Genomic DNA, 26877 nt, shown 5'->3' on the forward strand with positions numbered 1-26877 from the left:
ATAGCATACCTTTGAATATGAAAAAAATACATCTCTATATTCTAATTTTTATAGCTATCTTATTCATATTGCCCACTTTTTTTGCGATGGACAAGGAGTATGTGTCAATTCCGACCTCTGGTACTGTGGCAAAGGGACAGAGAGAGGAAAATACAGTAAAGGACGAAGAATGCAATATCCAAATACAAATACAAGGAGAAAAAAAGGCATACTCACTGGAAGAGTATCTCGTTGGGGTTGTAGCTGCAGAAATGCCTGTTTCTTTTGATTTAGAAGCATTAAAGGCACAAACTATTGCTTCACGCACATTCGCCTTAAAACGAACAAATTTAGGCGAAAATTCGATAGAGCCAAATGTCTCAGCTCAGGCTTTTGCTGACGAAGCACAAAGAAAAAAAGATTGGGGAAAAAACTTTGAAAAAAATGAAAAGAAAATTCGAAAAGCTGTACAAGCAACAAAGGGACAAGTATTAGTTTATCAAGATGAGTTGATTACGGCTATGTTCTTTTCGACTAGTAACGGCCAAACTGAAAGTGCGAAAAGTTATAGTGGTCATTCCATTCCTTATCTACAATCTGTCACAGTTCCAACTACTGAAAAAGAATCTCCAAGATATGAAACTAATTACAATTTTACACTACAACAATGGAATACAGCTTTCCAACAGCAATGGACAAAAGTACAAATACAAAATATCCAAATCTCTCATAATGATTCAGGAAGAGTTGAAACCATTAAATCAGGAGATTTTAAATGGTCTGGTAGAGAAGTACGTGAAAAGCTTCAATTGGCTTCTACAGATTTTACGATTAAATGGAATGCTGAAAAGAAAATCGTTCAGGTCAAAACGACGGGTTATGGTCATGGTGTAGGGATGAGCCAGTATGGTGCCAAGGCACTTGCAGAAAAGGGGGCCACTGCAAAAGAGATCTTGCAACATTTCTATCAACACGTAAAAATAGAAAAACTAAAAAAATCTTCTTCTCTATGTTTAAACTCTCAAGCTATTGACAACAATAGCAAATGAGGTGATGAAAATGAGAGAGGATAATAAGCAAAAACCTACTCCACAAAAAACAAATGTTACAAAACAACGCTGGTTTTGGCCAGTAATCTATGCAAGCTTTTCCATTCTTTTAGTTGCAGGTGTTTGGGGTTATTCAGCATTAACGAACTCTCCTAAAGAGACAGGGACTAGCCAATTGACAGCTACTAATGATAATAATGAAAGTCCAACAGTAGAAACAAACGCAACTGCCGAGTCCATGAAGTATCCATTTAAAGAAGCACTTTTAAAAGATGCAAAAGTAATCCAGGACTACTATGATGTTGAAGCAAACGAACAGTCTAGGGAAGGTGCATTATTGGTATTTAACCAAACCTTTACGACTAGTGAAGGTATTGCTATTTCAGTTAATGGTGAAGGCTTCGATGTACTTGCTGCTCTTAGCGGAACAGTAGAAGAAGTAAAAGATGATGCATTTGTTGGAAATGAAATTACAATATCCCATTCTAACGGTATGACCACTAAATACAGTTCCGTTGGTGATATTGCAGTTAAAAAAGGTGATAAAGTAGATCAAGGACAAGTACTTGGTAAAGCCATCTCCAATGAATACAATCCAAATGCTGGTACACATCTTTATTTTGAAGTAATGCAAGAAGGTAAACACATCAATCCAAAAAGTTTACTTGCATTTTAGATAATTCGGCTGTCTAGGTTCTAAGCACAAGGTTTTAGACATAAGGTGAAGAAACGTTCGTACATTGTGGAAAGGAAGAGAATGTGCACGAACATATTCGCAATCGATGTCTAAAACTTGGTTTAATGCTTAAAGAGTCGCAACAGACTGTGAGAGCCTTAGCTCAAAAAACTGGATATTCCAAGAGCACGATTCATAAGGATCTCACTGAAAGATTGTCACAGGTAAACGAGGAATTAGCGAAAGAAGTAAGCGAAATTTTGGCTTACCACAAATCCATCCGGCATATTCGTGGTGGAGAAGCGACACGCCAGAAATGGCTTTCACGCAATACAGAAAAAAAGACACCTTCGCAGATTGATTAGCGGGTGTCTTTTTCTATCTTTTATTTTAAAAGAAGATTGCTAACACAATTTTGTTTTCCATATCCATTCCATATTGTTAAAAATTGATATAGAAAAATATTATGTGAAAATTCTTACGATATATACAAAATTGCCTACAAATTAAAGAAATATTAGATGTAATTAATTCAGTGCTATGTTAAAATATTCTAGATACATATTCATTACTATAGGCAGATATTGATACACAAAGAAAGGGGAAAATACATGTTTTCTAAAGATATAGGGATCGATTTAGGAACAGCAAATGTACTCATTCATTTAAGAGGAAAAGGGATTGTCCTAAATGAACCATCTGTTGTAGCGATTGACAAAGATACAAAAAAAGTGTTAGCCATTGGTGAAGAAGCTCGTAGAATGGTCGGTAGAACACCCGGAAACATTATTGCGATTCGTCCATTAAAGGATGGAGTTATTGCTGATTTTGATGTAACAGAATCAATGTTAAGGTATTTTATTAATAAATTAAATATTTCGGGTTTTATGTCTAAACCGCGCATATTAATCTGCTGTCCTACAAATATTACCAGTGTTGAACAAAAAGCGATTCGTGAAGCAGCTGAAAAATCAGGCGGTCGAAATGTTTTCTTAGAAGAAGAACCAAAAGTAGCGGCAATTGGTGCTGGAATGGAGATTTTCCAACCTAGTGGGAATATGGTTATCGATATTGGTGGAGGTACTACCGATGTTGCGGTGTTATCAATGGGGGATATTGTAACATCTGAATCCATCAAAGTAGCCGGGGATTTATTTGATAATGATATTTTGCAATACATCAAAAAGAATTACAAGTTATTGATCGGTGAACGTACTGCAGAAAATATTAAAATTTCTATTGGGACAGTTTATCCTGAAGGTCGAGATGAAAGTATGGAAATTCGTGGACGTGATCTCGTTACAGGGTTGCCTCGAACAATTGAAATTCACTCAAATGAGATCGAAAAGGCATTACATGAATCAGTGGCTCTAATTGTTCAATCTGCCAAGAACGTACTTGAAAAAACACCACCAGAGTTATCAGCAGATATTATTGATCGCGGTGTGATGGTCACAGGTGGCGGAGCATTATTGCATGGTTTAGATCATTTATTAACAGAAGAATTGAAAGTACCTGTATTTATCGCAGAAAATCCTATGAACTGTGTAGCGGAAGGAACAGGTCTTATTTTAGAAAATATTGATAAAGCACCAAAACATCGAAAAAAATAGCCGAAATAATATAAAAGGACCTATATAGACAAAGATTTTAAATGAACAGACGTGTTGATCAGGAAAAAACTAGGATGATTATATGAGGCGTAATATTAGAAAATCCCCTGTATAGCTCCATGCATATTGATCGGAGTGGAGGATTTACTTGAGTCCTTGGAAACGTATGCGCATTTCCTTCGTAGGGTGCCCGCTTAGTAAAGTCCATTCAATGTCCTGTGGGAAAAGCGAGCAATCTGTAGTGGAAATCAGCCAATCATCTCTATCTTTGCGAATACATATAGCCAATCAATCAACACACCTATTAAATTAGTATTGTTGTATAAACGAATGTTTGTTTTTCAAATTTTATTTTTATTGAAAGGGTGAAATCGATGTTTCGTGGTTTTTATACAGTTGCTTCGGGTATGATCGCTCAACAACGTCGTACAGAACTTTTATCAAACAACATTGCAAATGCGAATACGCCCGGCTATAAAGCAGACCAATCGACGATTCGCTCGTTTCCAGAAATGCTCTTATCACGTATTACAAAAAGTGGACCTGCAAATGTGGAAAACGGCTTTGAAGGTAGCTCATCAAAACAAATTGGGGCGGTTGGGACAGGTGTTTATATGCAAGAGACATTACCTGATTACTCCCAAGGGCAAATTACAGAAACAGAATTACCTACAGATGTAGCATTAATAGATGGCAATCTGCCTGTTAATAATGCAACAGGAAAGCCAGGCGCGATCTTCTATCGTTTACAAGATCCTACTGGTGGAGAAGCGTATACTCGTAACGGGAATTTTACATTGGACGCAGCAGGTAATTTAGTGAATGCACAAGGGTATTATGTGCTGTCAGACCAAGGTGAAAAGATCACTTTACAAAGTGATGATTTTCAAATTACAGCAGATGGTTATATTACAGAGAATGGTCAACGAGTCGCACGTCTAGGTGTATCTTATTCAGCAAATCCAGATACATTGGCAAAACGTGATACAGGTTTATTTTATACAAGTGACGCGCAACCATTGCCATCAGCTTATAATGTAAATAACGTAAGTTTTTCATTAAAACAAGGCTTCATAGAACGTTCAAATGTTGATGCAGCACGTACGATGACAGATATGATGACAGCTTATAGAGCTTTCGAAGCAAATCAGAAAATACTTCAAGCATATGATAGAAGCATGGACAAAGCTGTAAATGAAGTTGGAAAGGTATAGTCCTTTCAGCAGTTGTCATAGCTTCTGAAAGGCAAAGGCAATTTTAAATGGAAAGGCAATTATGTCAAGGCTTTTTGATTGAAGTATTTTAAGGTTACTTAGGAGGTATACTGAATGATACGTACTATGGTTTCAGCAGCAAATACAATGTCCCAGCTACAACAGCAATTAGATACCATTGGTAATAATATGGCAAATAGTAATACACATGGATTCAAAGCGAAAGAAGCTAAGTTTGGTGAGTTACTGTACCAAGAATTTAAAAATGATAAACAAGATAAAACAAAACGTCAATCACCAGTTGGTATCCGAATCGGGGTTGGTGCTCGTCTGGCACAAGCACAAATAAACTCAAAACAGGGTGGCATTCAACAAACGAATCGTTCACTCGATTTCACTTTTACAAAAGAAAAACAATATTTTAATATATTAATGCCGGATGATAATAATGGTACAAAAACGGTTTATACAAGACAAGGTAATTTTTATCTTTCCCCATTAAATAATGGTAATGTAATGCTAGTCAATGGGGACGGTTATCCAGTTGCAGATGCTAATGGTAATGCTATTGTATTAAAAGATGATGCGAAAGACTTTGCTGTTACAGCAGACGGAACACTAAATGTTCGGTATAATGATAATACAAGCGCTAACATTCAAATGGGTGTCACACAGATTAAAAAGCCTCAGCTAATGGAGCACATCTCGGATACGTACATTGGATTACCTGATAATTTCAATCAACTTGGTGTTGCACAAGCCGATGTTTTACAAAACTTGCAAGGTGCAAATCGAAACCAAGTAGCCATGCAAAATGGTGGTCTTGAAATGTCTAATGTGGATATTTCAAAAGAAATGACAGAGCTTATCAATACACAACGCTCCTATCAATTCAATGCACGAACGATCACAATGGCCGATCAAATGATGGGGCTCGTTAACGGAGTAAGATAAGTAATTGTTTATAGAGGAGAACAAGTAATGGCAAATAATTCAACACAAAAGAAAACTGAAAACCAATCTTCACCACGTACTCGCCAAGAAGCCAAGCAGAATAGAAAAGTAGTAAATGAACGTGTAGGAAGAAATTGGATGACAACGGGAATATTATCAATCAGTTTTAAGCTTATCATTGTTGTTGTTTTACTTGTCGTTGTCGCGATTACTGGCTCTATGGTTGGGTATAGCATAATTGGAAATGGCAAGCCTCTAGCTGTTTTCAATCCATCAACATGGCAACATGTGTTTGATATTATGAATGGCAAATAATCCATATAAGCAGTAGGAGGAAGAACATGCTAACTGCAGATCAAATTCAACAAATATTACCGCATCGTTATCCTTTTCTTTTAGTAGATCGTATTACTGAAATAGAAGAAGGTAAACGAGCTGTAGGGATAAAAAACGTTTCTATCAATGAACCATTCTTTACCGGTCATTTTCCTGGTTATCCAGTCATGCCGGGTGTACTAATTATTGAAGCAATGGCGCAAGTTGGTGGCGTAGCGCTCTTGAAATCGGAAAAATTTCAAGGCCATTTAGCATTTTTGACAGGTGTTGATCATGCACGTTTCAAACGTCAAGTAATCCCTGGAGATCAACTCCAAATTGAAGTTGAATTCACAAAACTTCGTGGAGTGATGGGCAAAGGTCATGGGAAAGTAACAGTAGATGGCGAGCTTGTCAGTGAAGCCGATATTCTATTTGCCATTGGACCAGCTCAACAAAACGAAGACAAATAAATCTCTAAAACAAACCATTTCGGACATACTAGTCTGAAGTGGTTTTTCATTTTAGATCTTGTTTAATTATGCTGTTGTCGCTTTTTACTGATGGAAAATCCTACAAAAGAACACGATTTAAAAAGGATACAACCTTGGTAAGGGTAAGGTCAAAAAATGATGTATTTCATCACATGTGTTGATTTTACAAAAATTAGGAATACTCGTTTAGCGTAATTTTGAAAAACCCTGTATTTTTAGGAATATTTATATAGATCTTCGCTGCGGCTTGCTCAAGTCCTCGAAAATGCATACGCATTTCCTTCGTGCGGTGTGGATTCAGGAAGTAAACTCAATGTCCCGCGGGAAAAGCGAATAGATGAGACCCCACAGCGTAGCGATTAAGGAACGGAGTCTAAGGGCGCCACGTCCTGTGGCAACGACTCCGTGACCAACATCCTGTTGCCCCCAGCGTTCGCCCGCATGAGTCGTGCAAGCCGCAGCGGAAATCAACGAATCCCCTTATTTTTATGGATTAAATTGGATAATCAACACGCCTGGTATTTCATTTTATTATCCCCAAACAAGCCAAAATCATTTTTTAATCTCAAGGATAGTTTCTTTTTTTTCGCGCATGCTATTTTTGAATCGCACACAGTGTGTAGTGGTTTAAAAATGGTGGAAGGAGGAAAACAAAAAAATGTGGAAGCAGTCAGCTGCAATCTTACTTTTTTCTGGACTCTTATTGGTTGGATGTAACAATAAAGCAGTCGAGGATACTCGTACCGAAACACCTATGGAGGATGTTAACAGAGGTGTTAACGAAGGGGTAAACGATGACGATGGTATAACTGAAGATGGCGTAAACGACAGCGTCAATCATCCAGTTGAACGAGGTATCAATGAGGGTGTAAATGACATTGAAAAAGGCGTCAATGATGTAACAGAAGATGTTAAACGTGGCGTCAATGATGTTACACCAGATAATGATACTGTTGTTGAAGATCGAACCATTGTTGATGATAAAGCTTCAAATGGTTACGATGTTCATCATGAAAAAGATGACAACAAATAATAGCAACTTGGCATATCCTTGTTAAAAGGTGTGCCAAGTTTTTTAGTTATTCGGATTTAACGGGCAATAAGATCCCCATCTCAAGATATAGAGAGAAAGATAGATGGAGGATCAACTGCCGCATGCGTCCGATTGGTTCGGGCGGGCAGGATGTTGGTCCCTCAGGTGTTGCCACAGGACGAGGCGCCTTTAACCTGAGTTTTTCTCCATCAGTGGAGGATGAAGAAAACCCCACTGATGGAGTTTCACTTTAACCCACATAAAGTTGTAATTTCACGCATCAAGATCCTCAAAAACAGAAGATTGGTGAAAAAACAACTCTCAATAAGCTCAACTAATTCCTATTAGAGAATGAAAAAAATTCCTTGAAGGAAGTTTTACTTTGTGGAATTTCTCAATCGAGGTCTAGCACGCATATCCGATTTGAATTTTTCGAGTAGATCATCACCTGTTAAACCTTTTTCAACAAGTTCTAAAAGTAATTGTTCAGCATATTGTCGTCGTCCTGAATCTAACGTTCCTTTTAATAAAACTGAAACATGCTCATGATCTGGCATTTCTACAATGTCTTGAACAACAACACGAAAAGGCGCAGGTTCATTATCTGGATAAGAAATAACGGCACGGACATTTATTATAGTATCAGTACCTAAATATGGGACAAAATCAGCGGCATATTGTCGATCCATATACATTTCTAAAATCCAAGACTTATGGCTATTTTCTTGATTGATAATAATTCCATCGGTTAATGGATATGATTGTAATTTTTCATCTTTCAATAGTTCCAACGATAACATTTTAAATGTCTTCACTGAACGGGATCACCTATCTTTCGACGAATTTCGTAAATTAATTATATCATATAAAAAATCAGCTAAAATAATATTTCACATGCTTTTTGAAAATTAAGAAAACAAGGAATGACGCGATTTGTTCAAAATTAGGCATTTTCAAAATGCAATTTCATATTCAAAAATCAATATAAAATCGCTATTTCGTGATTTTGCACAAAACTTGTAATTTTCCTATGATAGGGATACTTCAAAGGAGAGGAGGTGATCGCTTGAATCAGGTTGCTCTTGTAGGAAGAATTACAAAAGATCCAGAATTACGGCAACTATCGGAAGGGAGGGTGCAAACAAATTTTATCCTTGCTATCAATCGAAATTATAAAAATTTAAATGGTGAGATTGATGCTGATTTCATGCCCTGTTCTGTTTGGGGAAAGCTCGCTACAAATGTAGTAAAGTATTGCGGGAAAGGCTCATTAATTGGGGTTGGTGGCCGACTGCAAACAAGATCTTATGAGCGTGAGGATGGAAAAAGAATATTTGTTATCGAGGTAGTTGTAGAAGATGTTCGTTTCTTAGTATTAAAAGAACGTGAGGATAAGGCAATTCAAAAACATAACAATTCGGATGGATCAAAGCAGCCAACTTCGCAGAATACTTCTGAACAAACGCAAGAAATACCTGCAGGCTTTGCATTACCAAAAGAAGAAGTACAAGGGTTGCCAATAAGATAAAGTTTTTCGTGGTGTGAAGAAGTGAGGATTATGTGATGACAGCCGGTCCTATTGGGAAGACCGCACCAATGGGTTTGATGAATTGATCCAAATAAAATTTAACCAAGTCGATCATCCACTGGAACAATTCAAAATGGCCGCCTAAATAGCAAAAATTCGTTATGCATAACACATACATAACGAATCCATTAGTAAAGGTTAAAAATAACAATAACAGTATATGGGGATATACTATATAAAAGCTGAATGGGAAAAGGTATATTTTTACTGTCTATGGGGAAGACAGCGGATGAAGCCATCATTAGTATGGCTTTATCTGTACATAACAATTAAATTTAAAGAAGTGTCCCAAAGGAATTTTCATCCTTCAGGACACTTTTTAGATTGCGAAGAAAAGAATCTATGAAAATTTCCTTTATCCACTATCCACGGGAAATGCAGTTTAATCCACGGGAAATAACGCCTAATCCACGCAAAATTGTATCCAATCCATGAAAACCTTCATCCAATCCACGGAAAATCAAACTGTATCCACGAAGGGAAAAACTTAAGTCTTATTCACAACGACCATTCATGAAGAAAAAACAATATCCAGCCAACTCAATGAGTTCTAAAAACTAAATGAAAGTAAATCCATGATTTCTTCATCTTTCAGTTCTGTAATCCATTGACTAGATTGAATCAATTCTTCTGATAATGCTTGTTTTTCAGAAAGCAGTGTATCGATTTTTTCTTCTATAGTTCCTGTTGTGATGAATTTATGAACATGCACAAATTGAGTTTGACCAATACGATATGCGCGGTCTGTAGCTTGGTTTTCTACTGCTGGATTCCACCAACGATCGGCATGAAGTACATGGTTTGCAGCAGTTAAGTTTAAACCTGTTCCTCCTGCTTTTAAGGACAAGATGAAAATGGGAAACTCACCTTTTTGAAAGGATTCAACGAAATAATCACGCTGTTGTTTTGGCATACTGCCTGTCAAGAATGGTGCATCAATATCGTAAAGCTCAGAGAAGCAATGTTGCAATAGATGCCCCATTCCAATATATTGCGTGAAGATTAAGCATTGTTCCTGATTGTTGGCAATATCGGCAGCAAGTGTCACGATCCGATCTAGTTTTTCCGAACGTTTCAGCATCTCCTCAGAGCCTTCAAATGGCTCTTTCAAATAGAGAGCTGGATGATTACAAAGCTGTTTCAGCTTGCTCAACATTTTCAATATAAGACCTTTTCGTTCAAAACCAGATAATGTTTTCAGCTTTTGCAAAGTTTCTTGTATAAAACTTTCATACAGAACGGCTTGCTCTTCAGTAAGTGGACAATATTCCCGTTGTTCAAGTTTATCCGGTAGATTTAACATAAGGGCTGGATTTTGTTTTGTACGGCGCAATAAAAATGGCTGAATTTTTTTTCTTAATCGTATCTTATGATTTTCCGAGTCATCACGTTCAATCGGTGCGATGAATTCCTCTTGGAAGCGGGAAAAGCTACCAAGATAACCTCTGTAGATAAAGTCAAAAATAGCCCAGAGCTCAGATAAACGATTTTCAACAGGTGTCCCTGTTAAGGCAATATGATGCTTCCCATGTAATCGTCTAATGGCTTTTGATTGTTTGGTATGCATATTTTTAATATTTTGGGCCTCATCAAGCGTAATATTTGTCCAACTCCGATGTTCGAGCATGTCAATATCTTGTGTAATAGTGCCATAAGTAGATAAAACCACTTGAGGCTTTTCTTTATGAAGATAGGCATCAAAATTTTCATCTTTTAGACGGTTCGATCCATAGTGCAGATACACTTTCAAGGATGGAGCAAAACGTTCCAATTCTTTTTGCCAGTTTCCCAGTACAGATGTAGGGCAAATGATTAGAGTAGGTGGTGCATCTATTTCAGCATCATATACATGTAGTAAGTAAGAAATAAGCTGGACCGTCTTCCCAAGCCCCATATCATCAGCAAGGCAAGCACCGAAGTTTTGTCCACGCATGAAGACGAGCCATTCAAAGCCTTCCTGTTGATAAGGACGCAAAGAGGCCTTTAGGTGATCAGAAACCTTTATGGCAGGCATTCCCTTCTTATCAACCAATGTTTGTACGTAATCCCGCAAAGATTTTTGCATTTCAAATTGGAAGAAAGGGTCGTCACGATCCTCATCATTTTCCTCTTCAATTGGAGCGGTGAGTTCTTCCGGTAACTCTTGGAATAACAAATCTCGAATCGTCCAATTTTCATTTTCTGCTTTGTCCATCAATTGTCGAATTTCCTGCATCCAAGCTGCATCTACTTTTACCCATTCCGTACCAGCACGGATAAATTCGCGACTATCATTGACCATTTGCTGAAATTCTTCGATTGATATGTCTTGACCATTTAAGGATAATTTCCAGTCAAATGTTAAAATTTCTTGTAAACCTGCCGCAGATTTATAATTTGATGCAGTACTTGCACTGGCACGGACCTTGATACGAGAGTCTTTTATATTTTTGAGCCATGCAGGGAGTACAATTTCAAAACCAAGCGCTTGCAAACGAACGAAATCTGTGCGTAAAAATTCGCGAACATCAGGGTCTTTCAAATGCAATGAAAGAAAATAGTTTGGATCTGTGTCCTCCATGTAATCCCTTGTATGCAATAATTCGATAATCTGTTGTTGTAATTGTTTGATGCCTTCAACATGATGTTTCCACTTTTCTGGCAATGCATAGTCAATTGGAAGCTTGCGTTTTCGCATAGGAGGTGTCCAATAAGTAGAACTTTTCTTATTGCGAACCACTGTTTCGAGAAACCATTCATCTTGATCTTCTGCAGGCTCACGTAAGCGCAAGCCCACATAGATTTCATCATCTACGATTTTCGACTGAATAGGCCAACCGCCATTACGGAAAAATGGAAGCAATGGTGGTATATCATGAATAGTGAGTCCTGCTTCCAGTAACTTTTGAATAAGTGCCATTTGAAGTAGATTTTCCGTTAGTTCATCAATTGGTAGATCTAGTATAAAAGCATCATTGTCGATTTGGATATGTTGCCATAAATCTTTGCTATACCAATAGGTAGAAGAATGAAAAGCAGCTTCTAGCCAATGGCTCGCATTTTCGTCGATTCCGACATAAGTAATAAATGGATGCTTTTGCTTTTCGGAAAATAACTCCACCATTTCAAGTGGTGAAAGAGTAACATGAAAAGATGAATGGTTTGCAGTAAGCCCATAAAAAGCGGGTTCATATTGGAAAAAAAGAAAGGTAAGCCATTCTGTCACAAGTATAGGTGTGCCATTTTGCTCGTGTGCTTGCAAAGTGAAGGATTGTCCTGTTTCAGTTTCTATGCTAAGTTGGATGGTTTTCAAGAAGGTATCCGGTACATTTGCATTCATTGTCATAGCTTCAAGTTTCCTTTCTCAATTTCTTCTTGTAATGCACGAAGACGTTTATATTGTTGACGAGTCTGATCAACGTAATGATTCCAAAATTCCGTTTTTCCACTTTTTTTTGCAGCAGTTTTCATCTTTTTCCAAACACGTACAGCTTGTTTATAATGTTGCCGCGATTTTTGATTTAATTCGGACATAGCAAGAGCGTGATATAAAGGTAAAAGAGCATCTGGTTTTTTTTCAAATACAGTTTTTAAACCACACAGTTCTAAATAGGCTAATGATGAAGGAAAACGATGATGAAGTGCTGCCCACTCTGTGTAACGACCACGTTCTATTAAAAATAGAGAATAGGGTTGCATACCGTACATACCAAAGGCGGAAAATAAAACTTCAGCTTCTTGGTCATTAAGATGGACTTTTGAACATAATTTATTGAAAGCGTTGACAAATGCTGAGCGATACCGAGTTGATAACCAGGTATTGATGAACGGATTTAAACAAGGAAGCATTGCGCGTACAATCATTGAAAGTGCCTGATTATCCTCATTGCGATCTGCAAAACGTGCCAAATCCATCCAGACAAGCATATCTGCTTCGTTGATCTCCGCAAGCTTATGCTCAAGTTCATCGTATTTTTTCAACATGATTAAAAACATAGATTTAATACTTTCTAATTTGACATCATCTGCAATATGGCGATCATTTTCGATCAAAGCTAGTTCCGATTGACGTCGAGATTTTTCGTTGAACATAGACTCCCAGAAAAAAGTATAAATATATAAACGTTGTTCAAAATAACCCGTTTGATGTAACAGAAAATAATTAACAATTTTTTGTAATGTATCATAGAAAGGATCTGTAGCAAAAAGACGGGACTTTGAAGAAGTCAATCGAATATGTTCTTTCACTTTTTCCGCTTCATGTTCGATAAATTGATTGTAATAGGTTCTATAAGACTCATTCGTTGGTGTCAAATGCTTCCAAGTATGAGACAATAATGCCATATGGGTGAATAACTTATACAAGTTTTGCCACTCGTGTTCGAATGGAGTATGCTGGAAAACTTGCCTTTGCATATCAGAGAAAATGCTCTCTACAAGATAAGGATTCAGCACGGGTTGATTGTATAAATTTGCTTTATAAATATTTTGCACAAGTCGCAACCAAGACTCAGGAGATCGCTCATCTTTTAAAAAGTTCATCTGTACCATCTTTTTCGCACGAAATCCCTCAAGCCATGTGGATAAGGAATCAATATATTGATATAGAACAAACAAGGCCGCCAACTTATGACGGCACCAATGTTCTTTTGGACAATCGCAAGTTAGATTGCTTGTGTTTATATGAAGGGTTACGCTCGTAGGTGTTGCATCTTGAACTACGAATGAGATGACGTTACGTTCTTCACTATAAGTACTAATTTTCACATAGTTATGACGAGCTAAAAATGCAGCACGTCTCACCAATTCATCATCTTCAGTGTTTGTTGTGTGAAGATCTAAACTTATTTGAGCCATTTGATTGCGAATAAAATCCTCGTAACTTTTGGCAATATCAGAAATATTCGTATTCATATCATTCGCTCCTGCAAAAAAACTTTCCTTTCATTATAAATCTTTTTGATACCATTCGTAAATGCAAAAGGAAATTTTTCACGATAAAGCTTTCATATATGAGCAAATTTTATCTTGATTCACTAAGGAGACATCTACCTCTAGAGATGGAGGGATGAATGCGATTTTAATCCATATCCTGTTGTACAAAAGCTTGTTGAAACAATAAAAATCGGGGCTAAAAGAGCAAGCTCGAAAAAACTGTGGGTGGGATTGATAAAGATTGTGGGAATGTTTAGAAAAGGCGAGAAATATTTTTGTGTCAATTATCAGTATTTCATGATATTATATTAATAATCAGAATATTCCTTCAAAGGAGGGAGCTTGTATGTTAGAAGTGAAAAGAATGGAACCATTCTACACGAAACGAGATGGGGCACGACTTAAAATGGTTTTTGCCTATCAATACTTCACCATTGTAAAGGATGAAGAACTATTTCATTTCATCCCTGTAGAAGGAAAAGAAATAGTGATTAATTTAACGTCATTACAAATTGAAAACCTGTCTGAAGTTTTCGTATTCCAAAAAGGAACTCGTTTTATCCGATTGCCATTATATCAATTACTCTTAGTTTCAAATATTCATGATCACCTAGAACTTATTCTAGACGAACTTGAATTGAAATCTGGCGAACAACTTTTAGAAGCACCATCAGAGACAGACTTACTAATTGTAGAACTAGAAGATTCTAATCGTTTACGACTGATTGATCAAGCTTTAGAGCAAAGAGATAAAGAATTATTTTACAAACTCACCGAAGATTTAAAACCTACGGAGGACTTAAGAAATTGAACATGCAGCACTCATAGAAAGCACCTTTTCATCAATTGTATGATTAGGTGCTTTGTTTTTGCCCATCATCATCTTCTCATTTAAAATCAAACAATATCTTAAAATAACATCCCTGAAATTTCACCTTATCTTCAATAAACAATTGCCTATCGTAGAATGCTGACTTTTTCCTAATAACACGCCTGTAAATATATCTCCAAAATCCTAACGTTCGACTCAATTTCGACACAAATAAGAATTGGAGTACATTAAAAAGACACATATCAATACTTTCTAAAATATAAAAATGAATATTTAATCCTGTTTTTATAAAAATATGCACCCGTATTTACCTATGTTGGTAAAAATTATATTTACTCAATTTTTTTCTAAAAATAAACATTCCATCTTACGTTGATTCTTTCAGTGAGAGATGAAGAAAACCCCCACTGATGGAAGCTTCACTTTATCTATTAAACTAGTTCTATTGACCTTATTTATAAACTATAAATCTAATATATAGCCCTTTATCTTTCCATTTAATGAGATAAAATGCGCATTTTTTGATCAATAGTAGAGTCATAGTTTTTTATGATAATTATTCATAATCCCCATAATTCCAGTGATATCAAGAGTTTTGCACATACTAATAGATTTTTCAAAGACCTCTATTTTGTTCATTTAATTACTAAAGTCCCTTTTGAAATTAGGATATAAGTATTAATTTTTAGAATAGTTAAAAAAATCGACACACTATAGCAAAATTTTCATTTCTGTTAATTTATAGTAACTATAACAACTAGAGATTTTTTAGAGCACCTTTGATTCTGTTACCTAAATGCCATTTTAGGAAAGGAGGAAAGGTTTTTTCTTTCGATTATTTTTTACTTAAATTTCCGCTGTGCTGGAAATGGTAGTATCTAAAAAAGGAAAAGGGAGGAATGTAAATGAGAAAGAAAGAAGGTTTTGTCAAAGCATTTAGTATTGCGACATCTGCGCTTATAGCACTTTCACTAATTTCACCAAATATTGCAGGAGCAAAAACGAATGATCTTTACCAGTCTTTCAGTGACTCCAGTCAAAATGCGATTGTTGTAAAAAACAAAGTAAGTAGTAGACTCCTTGAAGACTTTAAAGATGATGAAAAATTAACTTTCTTGATCAAATTCAAAGAAAAAGCATCTGTTGGAAAAATAGCTACAGAAGCTAGAAAAAATGCAGAGAAGAACAAATTGTCAGCACAACAAACAAAATTTGTGCAGCGCTCTGCAGTGGTATCAGATTTGAAGGCAACATCACTTGAATCACAGGAATCCGTAAAGCAATACCTTGAAAAGGAAGTAGATAAAGGCAATGCAAAAGACATTGAATCTTATTTCATCGTAAATGGAATAGCTGTTACAGCTACAAAAGAAGTGGCTGAAAAAGTTGCCACTTTCGATGAGGTCGAAAAAGTATTGCCAAATGAAACACGCCAGCTCTATACAACGAAAACAAGTACAGAAGAGGTTTCAAAAACGAAATCAGTAGCAACAAAAACAGCTACGGATAAAAAATCTAAAAGCGCCTCAGAGGAAAAGGCTAAAACTTCAAGTATCGAATGGAATGTCGAGCGAGTGAAGGCTCCAGAAGCATGGGAGCTGGGGATAGATGGAACTGGAACTGTCGTGGCAACTATTGATACAGGTGTTCAATGGGATCACCCCGCACTTAAACAAAAATATCGCGGCTACAATGCTTCAACCGGACAAGTTTCGAATGATTTTAACTGGTTTGATGCAACCTCAGCTGGACGAGCTACACCATATGATGATATTGGACATGGAACACATGTAACTGGAACAATGGTAGGGAGTGAACCAAATGGCTCTAACCAAATCGGTGTTGCCCCAGGTGCAAAATTCATTTCTGTCAAAGCATTTACGGAAGATGGTGGAACGGATACAGATCTTTTAGAAGCTGCACAATGGATATTGGCGCCTACAGATTCAAGTGGTAACGCACGCGTTGATCTGGCACCAGACGTTGTCAATAATTCATGGGGAGGAGGCCCAGGGCTTGATGAATGGTATCGTGATGTTGTACGAAACTGGCGCGCAGCTGAAATTTTCCCTGAATTCTCTGCGGGCAACACGACTTTAACCAATCCAGGTGGCCCTGGATCTGTTGCAGCACCAGCAAATTATCCTGAAAGCTTTGCCACTGGTGCAATTGATATTAACAATACAGTAGCAAGTTTTTCTTTACGAGGCCCATCACCATATGATGAAATCAAACCTGATATTTCCGCTCCAGGTGTTAATATTCGTTCATCTGTACCGGGCAGTGCATATGAAGGGGGATGGAATGGTACATCAATGGCGGGGCCTGCCGTCTCTGGTGTAGCAGCTCTTCTTCGTCAGGTGAATGCAAGCTTAACTGTTGATGAAATGGAGCAAATCCTCATCGATACAGCAACACCTTTAACAGACTCCCAGTATCCGCAAACGCCTAATCATGGCTATGGCTATGGTTTAGTAGATGCGTATCAAGCTGTATCTTCGATTGCTTCAGGTCTTGGTACTTTGCAAGGTCAAGTGACAAAACAAGGTGAAGATAACGAAGCACCAATATTAACACATACAGCGCCAAAAGAAACTTATGCAGGTATGGATTTTGAACTGACAGCTTCTGTCACTGACAATATCAGCATCTCATCTGTCGTCTTGAAATATAAGGATACTGATGGGGAATGGCAAAGTATCGATGCAAGCCGTAAATCAGGCGATTATAAATCAGGTGAGTTTAGTGTTACCGTTCCGGGTGAACAAATCGCAGTCGGTGATTTCAAGTACAAATGGGTCATTAATGACTTTGGAAACAATGAAGTGGTAAGTGATGAATACACTGTAAAGGTAAAACCAGGCATTACAGTTGGCTATTTTGAAGATTTGGAGTCCCAACCAATCGGTTGGACATCATTTGGCAACGAAGATAGCTGGGAATGGGGAAAACCAACTTCTGGTCCAGGGAATGCAGCATCTGGTGAAAAAGTATATGCAACCAATTTAGAAGGAAATTATGCAAACAATATGAACGCAACATTAGTAATGCCTCCTATCGATTTGCCAGAAGGCAATGCTTATTTGCAATTCAAGCAATGGTATAATTTTGAAAAATCATCTTCTGGTAGAGCATATGATTATGGCAATGTCTTTGTATCGACAAATAAAGAAGATTGGACACAGTTGCTGACAGTCTCCGGTACGTCAACTAGTTGGGAAAATGCAGAGGTGGATCTATCTGCATATACTGGTCAACGTATTTACATCGGCTTTAATGCATTTTCAGATTCTAGCATCGTCAAAGATGGTTGGTATATTGATGATGTAGCACTAGCAGATGTTTCCCAAACTGGTAAAGCGACAAAAGGGAAGGACAAAGCAATAAGTATTATTAATGGAAAAGGAACAGATAAAGAAGCGAAAAAAGAAGCTGTCGATCCGAAAAAAATTACACCAGTATTACCTAAAAAAGAATCTGCACCTAAAGAAGAAAAGGTCGTAAACCCAACACTCCTACCATTAGGGGCACAAATAAATATTCTTGAATCGAATCGTTCTGTTTATTCCGATCCGGCTACTGGATCTTATTCATTGAAAAACAGTGCAGGTACTTTTACTGCGAAAGCGGAAGCTTATGGATTCAAATCGAAACAGCAATCCGTCACAATCAGGGCAGATGAAACGACAACAGCCAACTTCACACTAGAAGAAATCGCTCAAAACACAGTGAGTGGCAAAATAACAGATGAGTCTACAGGAGAAGGCGTAGAAGGTGCGACCATTCTACTTGAAGAAGATGCGAATATCACGCCTGTAACTACAGATGCTGAAGGCAATTACTCTTTAAATGCCTATCATGGAGATTACACATTAAAAATAGTTGCTCGTGGCTATCATAGCCAAGAAATACCTGTTACGATCGGTACAGAAGCGACAACAAAGAATGTCAGTCTAAAACCATTCTACACGTATCCAGGTGGAGAAATAGGTTACGATGATGGTACTGCAGAAAATGCACACGCCTTTAATGCTTCTGGCAATGCATGGGCTGTGAAAATATCACTTCCAGAAGGAAAAGAACAAGCTATCGTAACAGATGGCGTATTCCGATTCTGGGATACAACATGGCCAACACCTGGTGATACGGCATTTGAAGTTGAAGTATGGGATGCAGGTGGAACGGATGGTACTCCTGGTAAAAAAATTGCCGGTCCTTTTGACGCGACTGCTCTACGAAATGGAGAATGGACAGCTGTTGATCTAAGTGAGCATAATATCATTGTCAAAGATGATTTCTTCATGGTATATCGTCAAACAAACGCACATCCAAACACACCAGGACTTGCAACCGATGAAGACGGCCAAAATGCTGGAAGAAGTTATCAAAGCGTTTCAGGAAGTTGGTCAAAATCACCAGCTGATGAAGGAAACTATATGATTCGAGCACGCGTAAGCTATGAAGTGAATAATCCAGTCATTACATCTCCAACCGCAAACAAAGTGACAAATGAAGCAGCTATTCAGGTTGAAGGTACGGCTTCGCCAACAACTGAGATCACGCTCAAACAAAACGATCAAGAAATAGGACAAGCTGTTGTAGGCGATGATGGCCAATTCTCGATTCCAGCTACATTACAAGAAGGTGCTAATACATTCTCGGCAGTCTCTAAGCTAGACGGTAAAGTAACTGGTGAATCTGAATCTGTCAAAGTGATTCTAGATACAAAAAAACCATCCCTAACCATCGATAGTCCAAAAGATGGTTCTAAGACAAATCGAGAGACGGCTACCGTTGAAGGTTCCATTAACGACGAAAATCTTGATTGGGTTCGAGTAAATGGAAAAGATGCTAAAGTGACGGATGGCAAATACACTCTTCGTATTCTTTTAGATGAGGGAGTCAACGACATTAAAGTTATGGCAAAAGATAAAGCTGGCAATAAAGTAACGAAAAAAGTTTCGATCGCTGCGGATTATTCAGCACCCGTTATTGAAAATTTAACGCCTGCGGATGACATTACGCTGACAACTGGTAAAACAGTTAAAATCACATTTGATAGCGAGCCAGATTTAAAATCAACATTCTATATTCATATGCCGTTAACGAATGTGAACGGTACCGCACAAAATGCAACAGAATTACCACTATCCGAAGAATCACCAGGACATTATGTAGGATACTGGACTGTACCAGAAGGAACCGTAGCGGATGGAGCGGTTATCGAAGTAAAAGCAGTAGATAGCTTTAAAAACGAAACACTTCAAAAAGCTGCAGGCAAACTTTATATCAACATTTCAAAATAATGAAAAAGCCTCTGATTGCTTAGGAGAACACTGAAAAACTATAGAATCTCTATTTTCATTGATAAAAATCCATCTTTTCTTTAATTTTATGAACTAAAAAAGATTATTTTTATCATTTTTTTGAAGATGCATTGACTTTTTCAGTGGCCTCATTGCTTAGTCAGAGGCTTTTTACTGCATTTATGCTTCCCCACCACATCAGTACTTAAGTAAAGTAAGAGATCGATTGCTTGGGAATAATAGACCAATTGATCTCAAACAATAGAGAGGAATGGAGAAGATTCTCACTATGTCGAAGCTACAGTTTATGAATTTTTTAAGTATTATCTAAATAAAACTCACTTTTCTTTTACATATGATTTCTAGCTTTTCATTTGATTAACTTTCAAAAAATCCATGGAATTTTATGAATGACTATCACATCTAACTATTTCTCACCTCCATACCACGCATACAATACGGTAAAAAGGTGGGTAGATAATGGATGAATTTGAACAATTATTGGAGAGTATATTGCCACCAACAGCCACTATTTTGAAAATACAAAACGCCAATAACAGACCTGCAATATTATTGGCAGATATAGATGGCGACAGATTAAAGGAGCTAATTGTTGCATATGAGTTTAAAGGTGAAAATTATCTACTATTACTAAAAAAATCTTATAATTTGTGGTGCCCGATGATTGAAATAAAAGGTAAAGGTTACGCAATTACTGATTTAATGGCTGTCCCACTGACTACTCAAGGTGTTAACTCATTAGTAGTGGGGTGGCAAATAGAAGGTATATGGTCACAACTTGTTTTGCTGCAATGGAAAGTCTATGGTTTTATCAGTTTACTAACAAATTACGTATATTATAGTAAGCTTTTTGTAGAAGACATGCCCGGAAGATTTGGTAAAGATGGCCAATTTGAGTTGGCTATATGGATTCATGATACTGGAGAGGCTAACATGGTGGAGGTTTATCGCTATAACGGTACAGATCTGGAGATTGCTCAAGAGGTATATCCATACTATTTCAAAAAAATGGTTGCTTACTATAAGCGACTATTACAGAAATATGATTTCTCATGCTATTGGTATTACTTGGCAGACGCACAACTGAAGGCGGATGAAGCGGATCAAGCGCTTGTTTCAATTGACAAAGCATTAACTTCTGAAATACTATATCCATCCAAAAAACAAATGTTAGAACTAAAAGAACGAATATTGCATAAAACATCTTAAAAGATGTTCCTTCCTATTTTCATTCATTTTGATATAATGAAACTGAAAAGTTCATATGTATGAAGAATGTAGGGGGGCTGGTGATGCCAGCTGAGAATGTATCCGATAGATACTGACCCTTAGAACCTGATCTGTTTAATATCAGCGGAGGGAACATCAATTAAAAATCATGATATATTATAATAAACGATTTTTTAAATGTATGTTAACGTCCGGAATGGTTCCGGGCGTTTTTCTTTACTTTGAACTAGTCAAAAAACAAAATGGAGGCAAGAAAGTTGAAAAAATTTTATATGTTTCTATTAGTATGCATATTAGTATTGGCGGGTTGTCAGTCCAACAACTCAAAAGATGCAAAGGAAACCTCAAAGAAAAAATTGAAAAAGGTAACAGTTGTTTTGGACTGGACACCAAATACAAACCATACGGGACTATATGTAGCGAAGGACCAAGGATATTTTAAAGAACAAGGCTTAGATGTAGAGATTATCCAACCAGGCGATACAGGGGCAGATCAACTTGTAGCATCTGGAAAAGCTGATTTTGGGGTAAGCTATCAAGAGGGAATCACACAAGCTCGTGTACAAGGGGTTCCTCTCGTATCGATTGCAGCAGTTATTCAACATAATACTTCTGGTTTTGCGTCACCAGTAGCCAAAAACATTCAAACGCCAAAAGATTTTGAAGGAAAAACTTATGGTGGATGGGGTTCACCCGTTGAAAAAGCCGTTATCGATTCATTGATGAAGACAGAAAATGCAGATGTTAAAAAGGTAGATATTATCAATGCAGGAGATGCAGACTTCTTTACAATGGTCAAAAAAGATGTAGATTTTGCATGGATTTACTATGGTTGGACAGGTGTTGAAGCAGAACTCCGTGGTGAAAAACTAAATATGATTTATTTAACAGATTACAGTAAAAAATTAGATTACTACACGCCTGTTCTAGCAACAAACGAAAAAATGATTCAAAATGATCCAGAAACAGTAAAAGCATTCGTCAAAGCTGCATCTCAAGGCTATCAATATGCGATTGATCAACCAGATAAAGCGGCAGATATTCTCATCAAAGCAGCACCAGATTTAGATCCTAAATTGGTAAAGAAAAGTCAACAATGGCTTGCTGACAAATATCAAGATGACGCTAAACAATGGGGCGAACAAAAGCTTGAAGTTTGGGAAAACTATGCAAATTGGATGGATGACCATGGTCTACTAGAAGGAAAATTTGATCCTAAAAAAGCATTTACAAACGACTTTTTACCGCAATAATAGCAGGACACTGAAAGTCAATTTAGCTCTAAGAATATGATAAAAATAAACTTTTTCACTTATAAAATGAAAGAAAAAGCAGATCTTTATCAATGAAAATGGCAGTTCTATAGTTTTTCATTGTTCTCTAATAACAGTAGTGGGGGCTGCTTCATCCCCTTCTATATGTTAGTAGGTTTTAAGAGGAGATCTTACTGCTAGTAATGAGTCAATGAGGAATAAAGGAGGAAATCATCATGGCCAATTCTTTAATTAGTGTGCAAATTTTACCGAAAACAGAAAATTACGAGGATGTAATTCCTTTTGTGGATGCGGCGATTAAGGTGATCGACGAATCTGGTGTCAAATATGAAGTGCATCCCCTTGAAACAACGATGGAAGGGGACATATCAGCATTAATGGCGATCATTAAGAAAATGAATGACAAAATGATTGAACTCGGATGTGTCAATGTGATTACGCAAGTAAAAATTTTGTACCAACCCACAGGGATTACAATGGATACCTTAACGGAGAAATACCGCTCATGAAATGGTTGCGGAGCAATGGGGGAGCGATTATTGTCCTCCTTTTTCTTTTAGGTCTTTGGGAAATCATTGTGAAAATCACAGGCACACCAGCGTGGCTATTACCAGCACCCTCTCAAATATTTTCAGAAGGATTTAAAGTGATTCCTAGTTTTTCAACAGATATTTTGGCAACGACAAAGCTTGCCATTCTAGGACTTGTTATCGGTAGTGCTGCTGGTTTTATCATTGCTGTTATTCTACATATTTTGCCGATCGTACAAAAAATGACTTACCCTTTGCTTATTTTATCGCAAAATATTCCGATTATTGTTTTAGCACCTTTGCTGATCATTTGGTTTGGATTCGGTCTTTTGCCAAAACTGATTGTTATAGCATTAGTTTGCTTTTTCCCGATCGTTGTTGCAGCACTAGATGGCTTTAAAAACACAGCGCCCGAACTCAAATATTATATGCAGATGGCAGGCGCTTCGAAAACACAAATGTTTTGGAAATTAGAATTGCCTTATGCTCTTCCTTCACTGTTTTCAGGTCTTAAAATCTCAGCAACCTATAGTGTCATGGGAGCGGTTATTTCAGAGTGGTTAGGTGCAAAACAAGGAATTGGGGTTTATATGACCTTATCTCAAGCATCCTTTCGTACCGATCATGTATTTGTAGCAATCTTTACCATTATGCTTTTAAGTGTACTGTTGTTTGGTCTTATTCAAGCATTTGAAAAGCTATTCATCAAGGGGAAGATAGAGAGGTAGGGAAATGTTATTAAACATTGAACATGTCAAAAAAAGCTTTGCTGAAACAGAAGTTTTACGAGATATTTCGCTCCATGTAGAAGAGGGGGAATTCGTTGCCCTTCTTGGACCATCTGGAAGTGGTAAAAGCACTATTTTTAACCTAATCGGAGGGATCATGGAGCCAGATGATGGAGCGATTACATTAAATCATAAAGTGATCCACGGTAAACGAGGATTAATCGGCTATATGCCGCAGCAGCCATCGCTATTTCCGTGGCGAACAGTCCTTGAAAATATTGTACTTGTGCAAGAACTTACGGGTAAACCCAATAGACAAGAAGCGAAAGAATGGCTAGAAAAAGTGGGGCTACAGGAATTTGAAAATGCTTATCCTATTGAGCTGTCAGGCGGTATGAAGCAGCGTGTTGCCTTTATACGGGCCATGCTGAGCAAACAAAATCTGTTGTGTTTGGATGAGCCATTTTCAGCTTTAGATGAATTCACACGGATCAGTATGCAAAAATGGCTGCTTTCTGTATGGGAAACAAATCGAAAGTCCATTTTATTTGTAACGCATAGCATTGAGGAAGCACTATTTTTAGCAGATCGCATCTATATTTTAACGAAGCGTCCCACAATGGTGAAGGAGGAGGTTATTGTACCGTTTGCGAGACCTAGGGATGAAAGCCTCCTTAATACAGAGCCATTTTTCCATTTAAAACAAAAGATTTTTAAACAATTAAAAGATGAATTAGATGAAGGATTGTAGAAGGGAGAGGAGCAAAGTATGATCATTGATGCGCATATTCATTTTGACCAATACACGAAAGAGCAGCAACAGCTTATTTTAAATGACATGCTGCCAAACAAAATAACACATCTTATTGCTGTTTCGACTGATCTACAGTCATGTATCGCCAACTTAGCTCTTTCACAGCAGGATGATCGTATTTTACCAGCTTTCGGTTTCCATCCGGAACAGCTATTACCAGATCAAGCGGCTCAGACGAAGCTATTCGATTGGATTCGAGAAAATAATGAGCATATGGTTGCAATTGGAGAGGTAGGTTTGCCTTATTATTCAAACAAGGAAAAATCAGTTTGCTATGGACCTTATCTTGAATTGCTCGAAAAATTTGTCGTCCTTGCAGCAGAATTAGATAAACCCATTGTTCTACACGCTGTTTATGAAGATGCAGATCAAGCAATTGAACTATTAGAGAAACACCAATTGACCGCTGCACATTTTCATTGGTTTAAGGGAAATCCACAAACTGTAGATAGAATGATTGCTAATGGATACTACATCTCTGTCACACCAGATCTTCTATATGAAGAAGAGATTCAACAACTCGTTCAGCGTTATCCATTGGAACAAATAATGGTTGAAACGGACGGTCCATGGCCATTTGAAGGCCCTTTTAACGGACAGATGACCCACCCCAAAATGATCAAAGCGACCATTGAAAAAATAGCAGAAATCAAGCAACGATCAGTGGGAGAAGTGGCAGACATGCTTTATAAAAATACATGTCGTTTTTATCCCGTATGAACAGGCAGTGTCTCTACTAAAAGACTTAAGCAATCAGTGAAGGATCAATGGGAATTGACTGCCGGTAAAGGCATGGTCGAACTAATAACACCCAATGAGGATGAAGCGAATTCCTACTGGGTGAATCTCACTTGATCGATTCATAAGAAAAACTTCCTTGGATGATGAATCGAGGGAGTTTTTCTTTTTTTAAGATTGCTGATAAAGAATATATTCTGTCATTGAAAAAATAGGCTGGAGCGTTCTAAGTAGTATATATTGAAAAGATTAGCAGTCTATAAAAGAAAGAAGCGTGTTATTGACTGTTTCAGTATCTTTCTAGCACTGCATCATTATCACCACTGTTTTTTTCACTCTAGCCAAGAAATGACGTTATTTGTTTGAATCTAACCGCTTTAGTAAATACTAATTGTACAACTCTCCTAAAAAAGAAAGGGGCTAGACTATGAGTAGGTTACCATGGGTGATGACACAAGAGTGGCATGATGTATGTTTTCTCCACTGGCCGATTGCACCGGAGGATATACGTCAATATGTACCAAAAGAATTGGAGATTGATACGTTTGATGGAGCGGCTTGGTTAAGTATTGTCTATTTTCAGATGAAGGAAATGAGAGTGAGATTTATGCCGGCGATACCGCGTATCAGCTCTTTTTTAGAATTAAATGTGCGAACCTATGTGAAATTTAAGGAAAAATCAGGTGTTTATTTTTTTAATTTAGATGTCAATCAGGTGCTAGTTGCTAAGTTTGCAGGTATAGGAGGTATTTTACCCTTTCAATATGCGAATATATATGAAAAGAGAAATCATAACATTTTAACATTTCAAAATAGAAGGGAACAAGATGGTCAAACTCCAGAGATATTGATCGCATCTGTAAAGCCTACATCTGAGCCTATTATGAAAACACCATTAGATTTTTGGCTGACAGAACGACATTATTTATGGACAAAAGCGATGGGAATGTTAATCCAACAATATAATGAACATACACCATGGATTTTACAGCGTGCTCATGGTATCGTTCATGAAAATACGATGGTTCCATTTTTAATGTGCCAAGTACAAGTGCAACAACCAATTGTGCACTATGCTGAGTATAAAAAGGCTTTCCTTTATTTGCCGATGAAGGAAAGCCATGCAGAAAAATAATACTGATATCTATATGAACTTTTAAAGATGAATCATCCTTAAATAGACAAAATAAAACAATATTTTACATAAAAAGATAACAGAATTTGAAAAAATTATTTCACGATTACCCATTAACATATATCGCTTTATAAGTTAGGCAAGATTCAAATATTCATTGACTTCGTTAGTATCAATACAAGATTTGATATATGTTATGTCAATCGTTTTTGATTCTGCTAGCATTTTTGCGATAATGCGGCGAAGAATTTCGCTTTTTAACAAATGAATGAAATCAGCATTTAAATGATACGCTTTTGCATCATTGTATGCTTCGATCAATAATTCATCTGATAATGTATCCAATTGTATTTTCACCTCCAAAAATAAACTACGTATAATATATGAAGTGGAAGAATATATTAATAGTTGCTAAGTTTGTACACTTAATTTACCAAATT

Annotated in this window: 25 protein-coding genes and 1 riboswitch; of the genes, 20 read left to right on the forward strand and 5 right to left on the reverse strand. The window is 37.1% G+C overall.

Going from position 1 to position 26877, the window contains the following annotated elements:
- Nucleotides 1–17: 17 nt before the first annotated feature.
- The 8 genes from spoIID (at nucleotide 18) to fabZ (ending at nucleotide 6273) form a co-directional block, all read left to right on the forward strand.
- Nucleotides 18–1028 (forward strand): stage II sporulation protein D, encoded by a 1011-nt coding sequence (gene spoIID / locus FEZ13_RS12595; protein ID WP_146552991.1) that lies wholly within the window; start codon nucleotides 18–20, stop codon nucleotides 1026–1028.
- A gap of 10 nt (nucleotides 1029–1038) precedes the next feature.
- Entirely contained in the window at nucleotides 1039–1704 is a 666-nt protein-coding gene (locus tag FEZ13_RS12600; RefSeq protein WP_255473157.1) for a M23 family metallopeptidase, read from the forward strand.
- Between the two features lie 83 nt (nucleotides 1705–1787).
- The gene (locus tag FEZ13_RS12605; RefSeq protein WP_146550148.1) at nucleotides 1788–2069 is read left to right on the forward strand and encodes a sporulation transcriptional regulator SpoIIID; all 282 of its coding nucleotides are present in this window, start codon (nucleotides 1788–1790) and stop codon (nucleotides 2067–2069) included.
- A 246-nt stretch (nucleotides 2070–2315) separates the two neighbouring features.
- Nucleotides 2316–3317, forward strand: coding sequence for a rod shape-determining protein (gene mreB / locus FEZ13_RS12610; protein WP_146550147.1), 1002 nt, complete (start codon nucleotides 2316–2318; stop codon nucleotides 3315–3317).
- Nucleotides 3318–3691: 374 nt separating this feature from the next.
- Complete coding sequence (locus FEZ13_RS12615; RefSeq protein WP_146552993.1) at nucleotides 3692–4531, forward strand: flagellar hook-basal body protein; 840 nt, start codon at nucleotides 3692–3694, stop codon at nucleotides 4529–4531.
- A gap of 114 nt (nucleotides 4532–4645) precedes the next feature.
- The gene (locus FEZ13_RS12620) at nucleotides 4646–5485 is read left to right on the forward strand and encodes a flagellar hook-basal body protein (protein WP_146552994.1); all 840 of its coding nucleotides are present in this window, start codon (nucleotides 4646–4648) and stop codon (nucleotides 5483–5485) included.
- Between the two features lie 27 nt (nucleotides 5486–5512).
- A complete protein-coding gene (locus FEZ13_RS20130; RefSeq protein ID WP_255473158.1) occupies nucleotides 5513–5800 on the forward strand; it encodes a DNA-directed RNA polymerase subunit beta in 288 nt (95 codons plus the stop codon).
- A gap of 26 nt (nucleotides 5801–5826) precedes the next feature.
- Nucleotides 5827–6273 (forward strand): 3-hydroxyacyl-ACP dehydratase FabZ, encoded by a 447-nt coding sequence (gene fabZ, locus FEZ13_RS12630; RefSeq protein ID WP_146552995.1) that lies wholly within the window; start codon nucleotides 5827–5829, stop codon nucleotides 6271–6273.
- 318 nt (nucleotides 6274–6591) lie between these two features.
- Here fabZ and FEZ13_RS19605 read toward each other — a convergent pair whose 3' ends face one another.
- A complete protein-coding gene (locus tag FEZ13_RS19605) occupies nucleotides 6592–6765 on the reverse strand; it encodes a hypothetical protein (RefSeq protein ID WP_186725904.1) in 174 nt (57 codons plus the stop codon).
- A gap of 187 nt (nucleotides 6766–6952) precedes the next feature.
- On the opposite strand from FEZ13_RS19605, the gene FEZ13_RS12635 reads away from it, so the two are divergent.
- Nucleotides 6953–7327 carry a hypothetical protein gene (locus tag FEZ13_RS12635; RefSeq protein WP_146550142.1) on the forward strand — a complete coding sequence of 125 codons (375 nt, stop codon included), beginning with the start codon at nucleotides 6953–6955 and terminating at the stop codon, nucleotides 7325–7327.
- Nucleotides 7328–7449: 122 nt separating this feature from the next.
- Entirely contained in the window at nucleotides 7450–7581 is a 132-nt protein-coding gene (locus FEZ13_RS20135) for a hypothetical protein (RefSeq protein WP_255473159.1), read from the forward strand.
- A 123-nt stretch (nucleotides 7582–7704) separates the two neighbouring features.
- Here FEZ13_RS20135 and FEZ13_RS12640 read toward each other — a convergent pair whose 3' ends face one another.
- On the reverse strand, nucleotides 7705–8142 hold the full coding sequence (locus FEZ13_RS12640; protein ID WP_146552996.1) for a YwpF family protein: 438 nt from the start codon (nucleotides 8140–8142) through the stop codon (nucleotides 7705–7707).
- Nucleotides 8143–8393: 251 nt separating this feature from the next.
- On the opposite strand from FEZ13_RS12640, the gene FEZ13_RS12645 reads away from it, so the two are divergent.
- Nucleotides 8394–8855: a single-stranded DNA-binding protein gene (locus tag FEZ13_RS12645; protein WP_146552997.1), complete on the forward strand. Its 462-nt coding sequence runs from the start codon at nucleotides 8394–8396 to the stop codon at nucleotides 8853–8855.
- Nucleotides 8856–9465: 610 nt separating this feature from the next.
- Here FEZ13_RS12645 and FEZ13_RS12650 read toward each other — a convergent pair.
- Both FEZ13_RS12650 and FEZ13_RS12655 read right to left on the reverse strand, forming a co-directional pair.
- Complete coding sequence (locus FEZ13_RS12650; protein WP_255473160.1) at nucleotides 9466–12240, reverse strand: DEAD/DEAH box helicase; 2775 nt, start codon at nucleotides 12238–12240, stop codon at nucleotides 9466–9468.
- Nucleotides 12237–13808, reverse strand: coding sequence for a hypothetical protein (locus FEZ13_RS12655; protein ID WP_146552998.1), 1572 nt, complete (start codon nucleotides 13806–13808; stop codon nucleotides 12237–12239). The genes FEZ13_RS12650 and FEZ13_RS12655 overlap by 4 nt, the downstream gene beginning before the upstream one ends.
- Before the next feature lie 367 nt (nucleotides 13809–14175).
- On the opposite strand from FEZ13_RS12655, the gene FEZ13_RS12660 reads away from it, so the two are divergent.
- From FEZ13_RS12660 to FEZ13_RS12700, 9 genes are all read left to right on the forward strand, one after another.
- The gene (locus FEZ13_RS12660) at nucleotides 14176–14640 is read left to right on the forward strand and encodes an IDEAL domain-containing protein (protein WP_146552999.1); all 465 of its coding nucleotides are present in this window, start codon (nucleotides 14176–14178) and stop codon (nucleotides 14638–14640) included.
- 926 nt (nucleotides 14641–15566) lie between these two features.
- Entirely contained in the window at nucleotides 15567–19967 is a 4401-nt protein-coding gene (locus FEZ13_RS12665) for a S8 family peptidase (RefSeq protein ID WP_146553000.1), read from the forward strand.
- Nucleotides 19968–20447: 480 nt separating this feature from the next.
- Complete coding sequence (locus tag FEZ13_RS12670) at nucleotides 20448–21197, forward strand: hypothetical protein (protein WP_146553001.1); 750 nt, start codon at nucleotides 20448–20450, stop codon at nucleotides 21195–21197.
- Nucleotides 21198–21257: 60 nt separating this feature from the next.
- A riboswitch (TPP riboswitch) is annotated at nucleotides 21258–21367 on the forward strand.
- A 108-nt stretch (nucleotides 21368–21475) separates the two neighbouring features.
- Entirely contained in the window at nucleotides 21476–22471 is a 996-nt protein-coding gene (locus FEZ13_RS12675; protein WP_255473161.1) for an ABC transporter substrate-binding protein, read from the forward strand.
- Between the two features lie 236 nt (nucleotides 22472–22707).
- Complete coding sequence (locus tag FEZ13_RS12680) at nucleotides 22708–23001, forward strand: thiamine-binding protein (protein WP_146550133.1); 294 nt, start codon at nucleotides 22708–22710, stop codon at nucleotides 22999–23001.
- Entirely contained in the window at nucleotides 22998–23750 is a 753-nt protein-coding gene (locus FEZ13_RS12685; protein WP_146550132.1) for an ABC transporter permease, read from the forward strand. The genes FEZ13_RS12680 and FEZ13_RS12685 overlap by 4 nt, the downstream gene beginning before the upstream one ends.
- A gap of 4 nt (nucleotides 23751–23754) precedes the next feature.
- A complete protein-coding gene (locus FEZ13_RS12690) occupies nucleotides 23755–24501 on the forward strand; it encodes an ABC transporter ATP-binding protein (protein ID WP_146553003.1) in 747 nt (248 codons plus the stop codon).
- A gap of 18 nt (nucleotides 24502–24519) precedes the next feature.
- Nucleotides 24520–25284 (forward strand): TatD family hydrolase, encoded by a 765-nt coding sequence (locus tag FEZ13_RS12695; protein ID WP_146553004.1) that lies wholly within the window; start codon nucleotides 24520–24522, stop codon nucleotides 25282–25284.
- 445 nt (nucleotides 25285–25729) lie between these two features.
- Nucleotides 25730–26437: a YqjF family protein gene (locus FEZ13_RS12700; RefSeq protein WP_146553005.1), complete on the forward strand. Its 708-nt coding sequence runs from the start codon at nucleotides 25730–25732 to the stop codon at nucleotides 26435–26437.
- A 135-nt stretch (nucleotides 26438–26572) separates the two neighbouring features.
- Here the strand turns inward: FEZ13_RS12700 and sda are convergent, their stop codons facing one another.
- Nucleotides 26573–26782, reverse strand: a complete 210-nt coding sequence (gene sda, locus FEZ13_RS20510; RefSeq protein ID WP_146553006.1) for a sporulation histidine kinase inhibitor Sda — start codon at nucleotides 26780–26782, stop codon at nucleotides 26573–26575.
- Between the last annotated feature and the right edge of the window lie 95 nt (nucleotides 26783–26877).

The organism is Rummeliibacillus sp. SL167 (genome assembly GCF_007896505.1).
GTDB classification, from domain to species: domain Bacteria; phylum Bacillota; class Bacilli; order Bacillales_A; family Planococcaceae; genus Rummeliibacillus; species Rummeliibacillus suwonensis.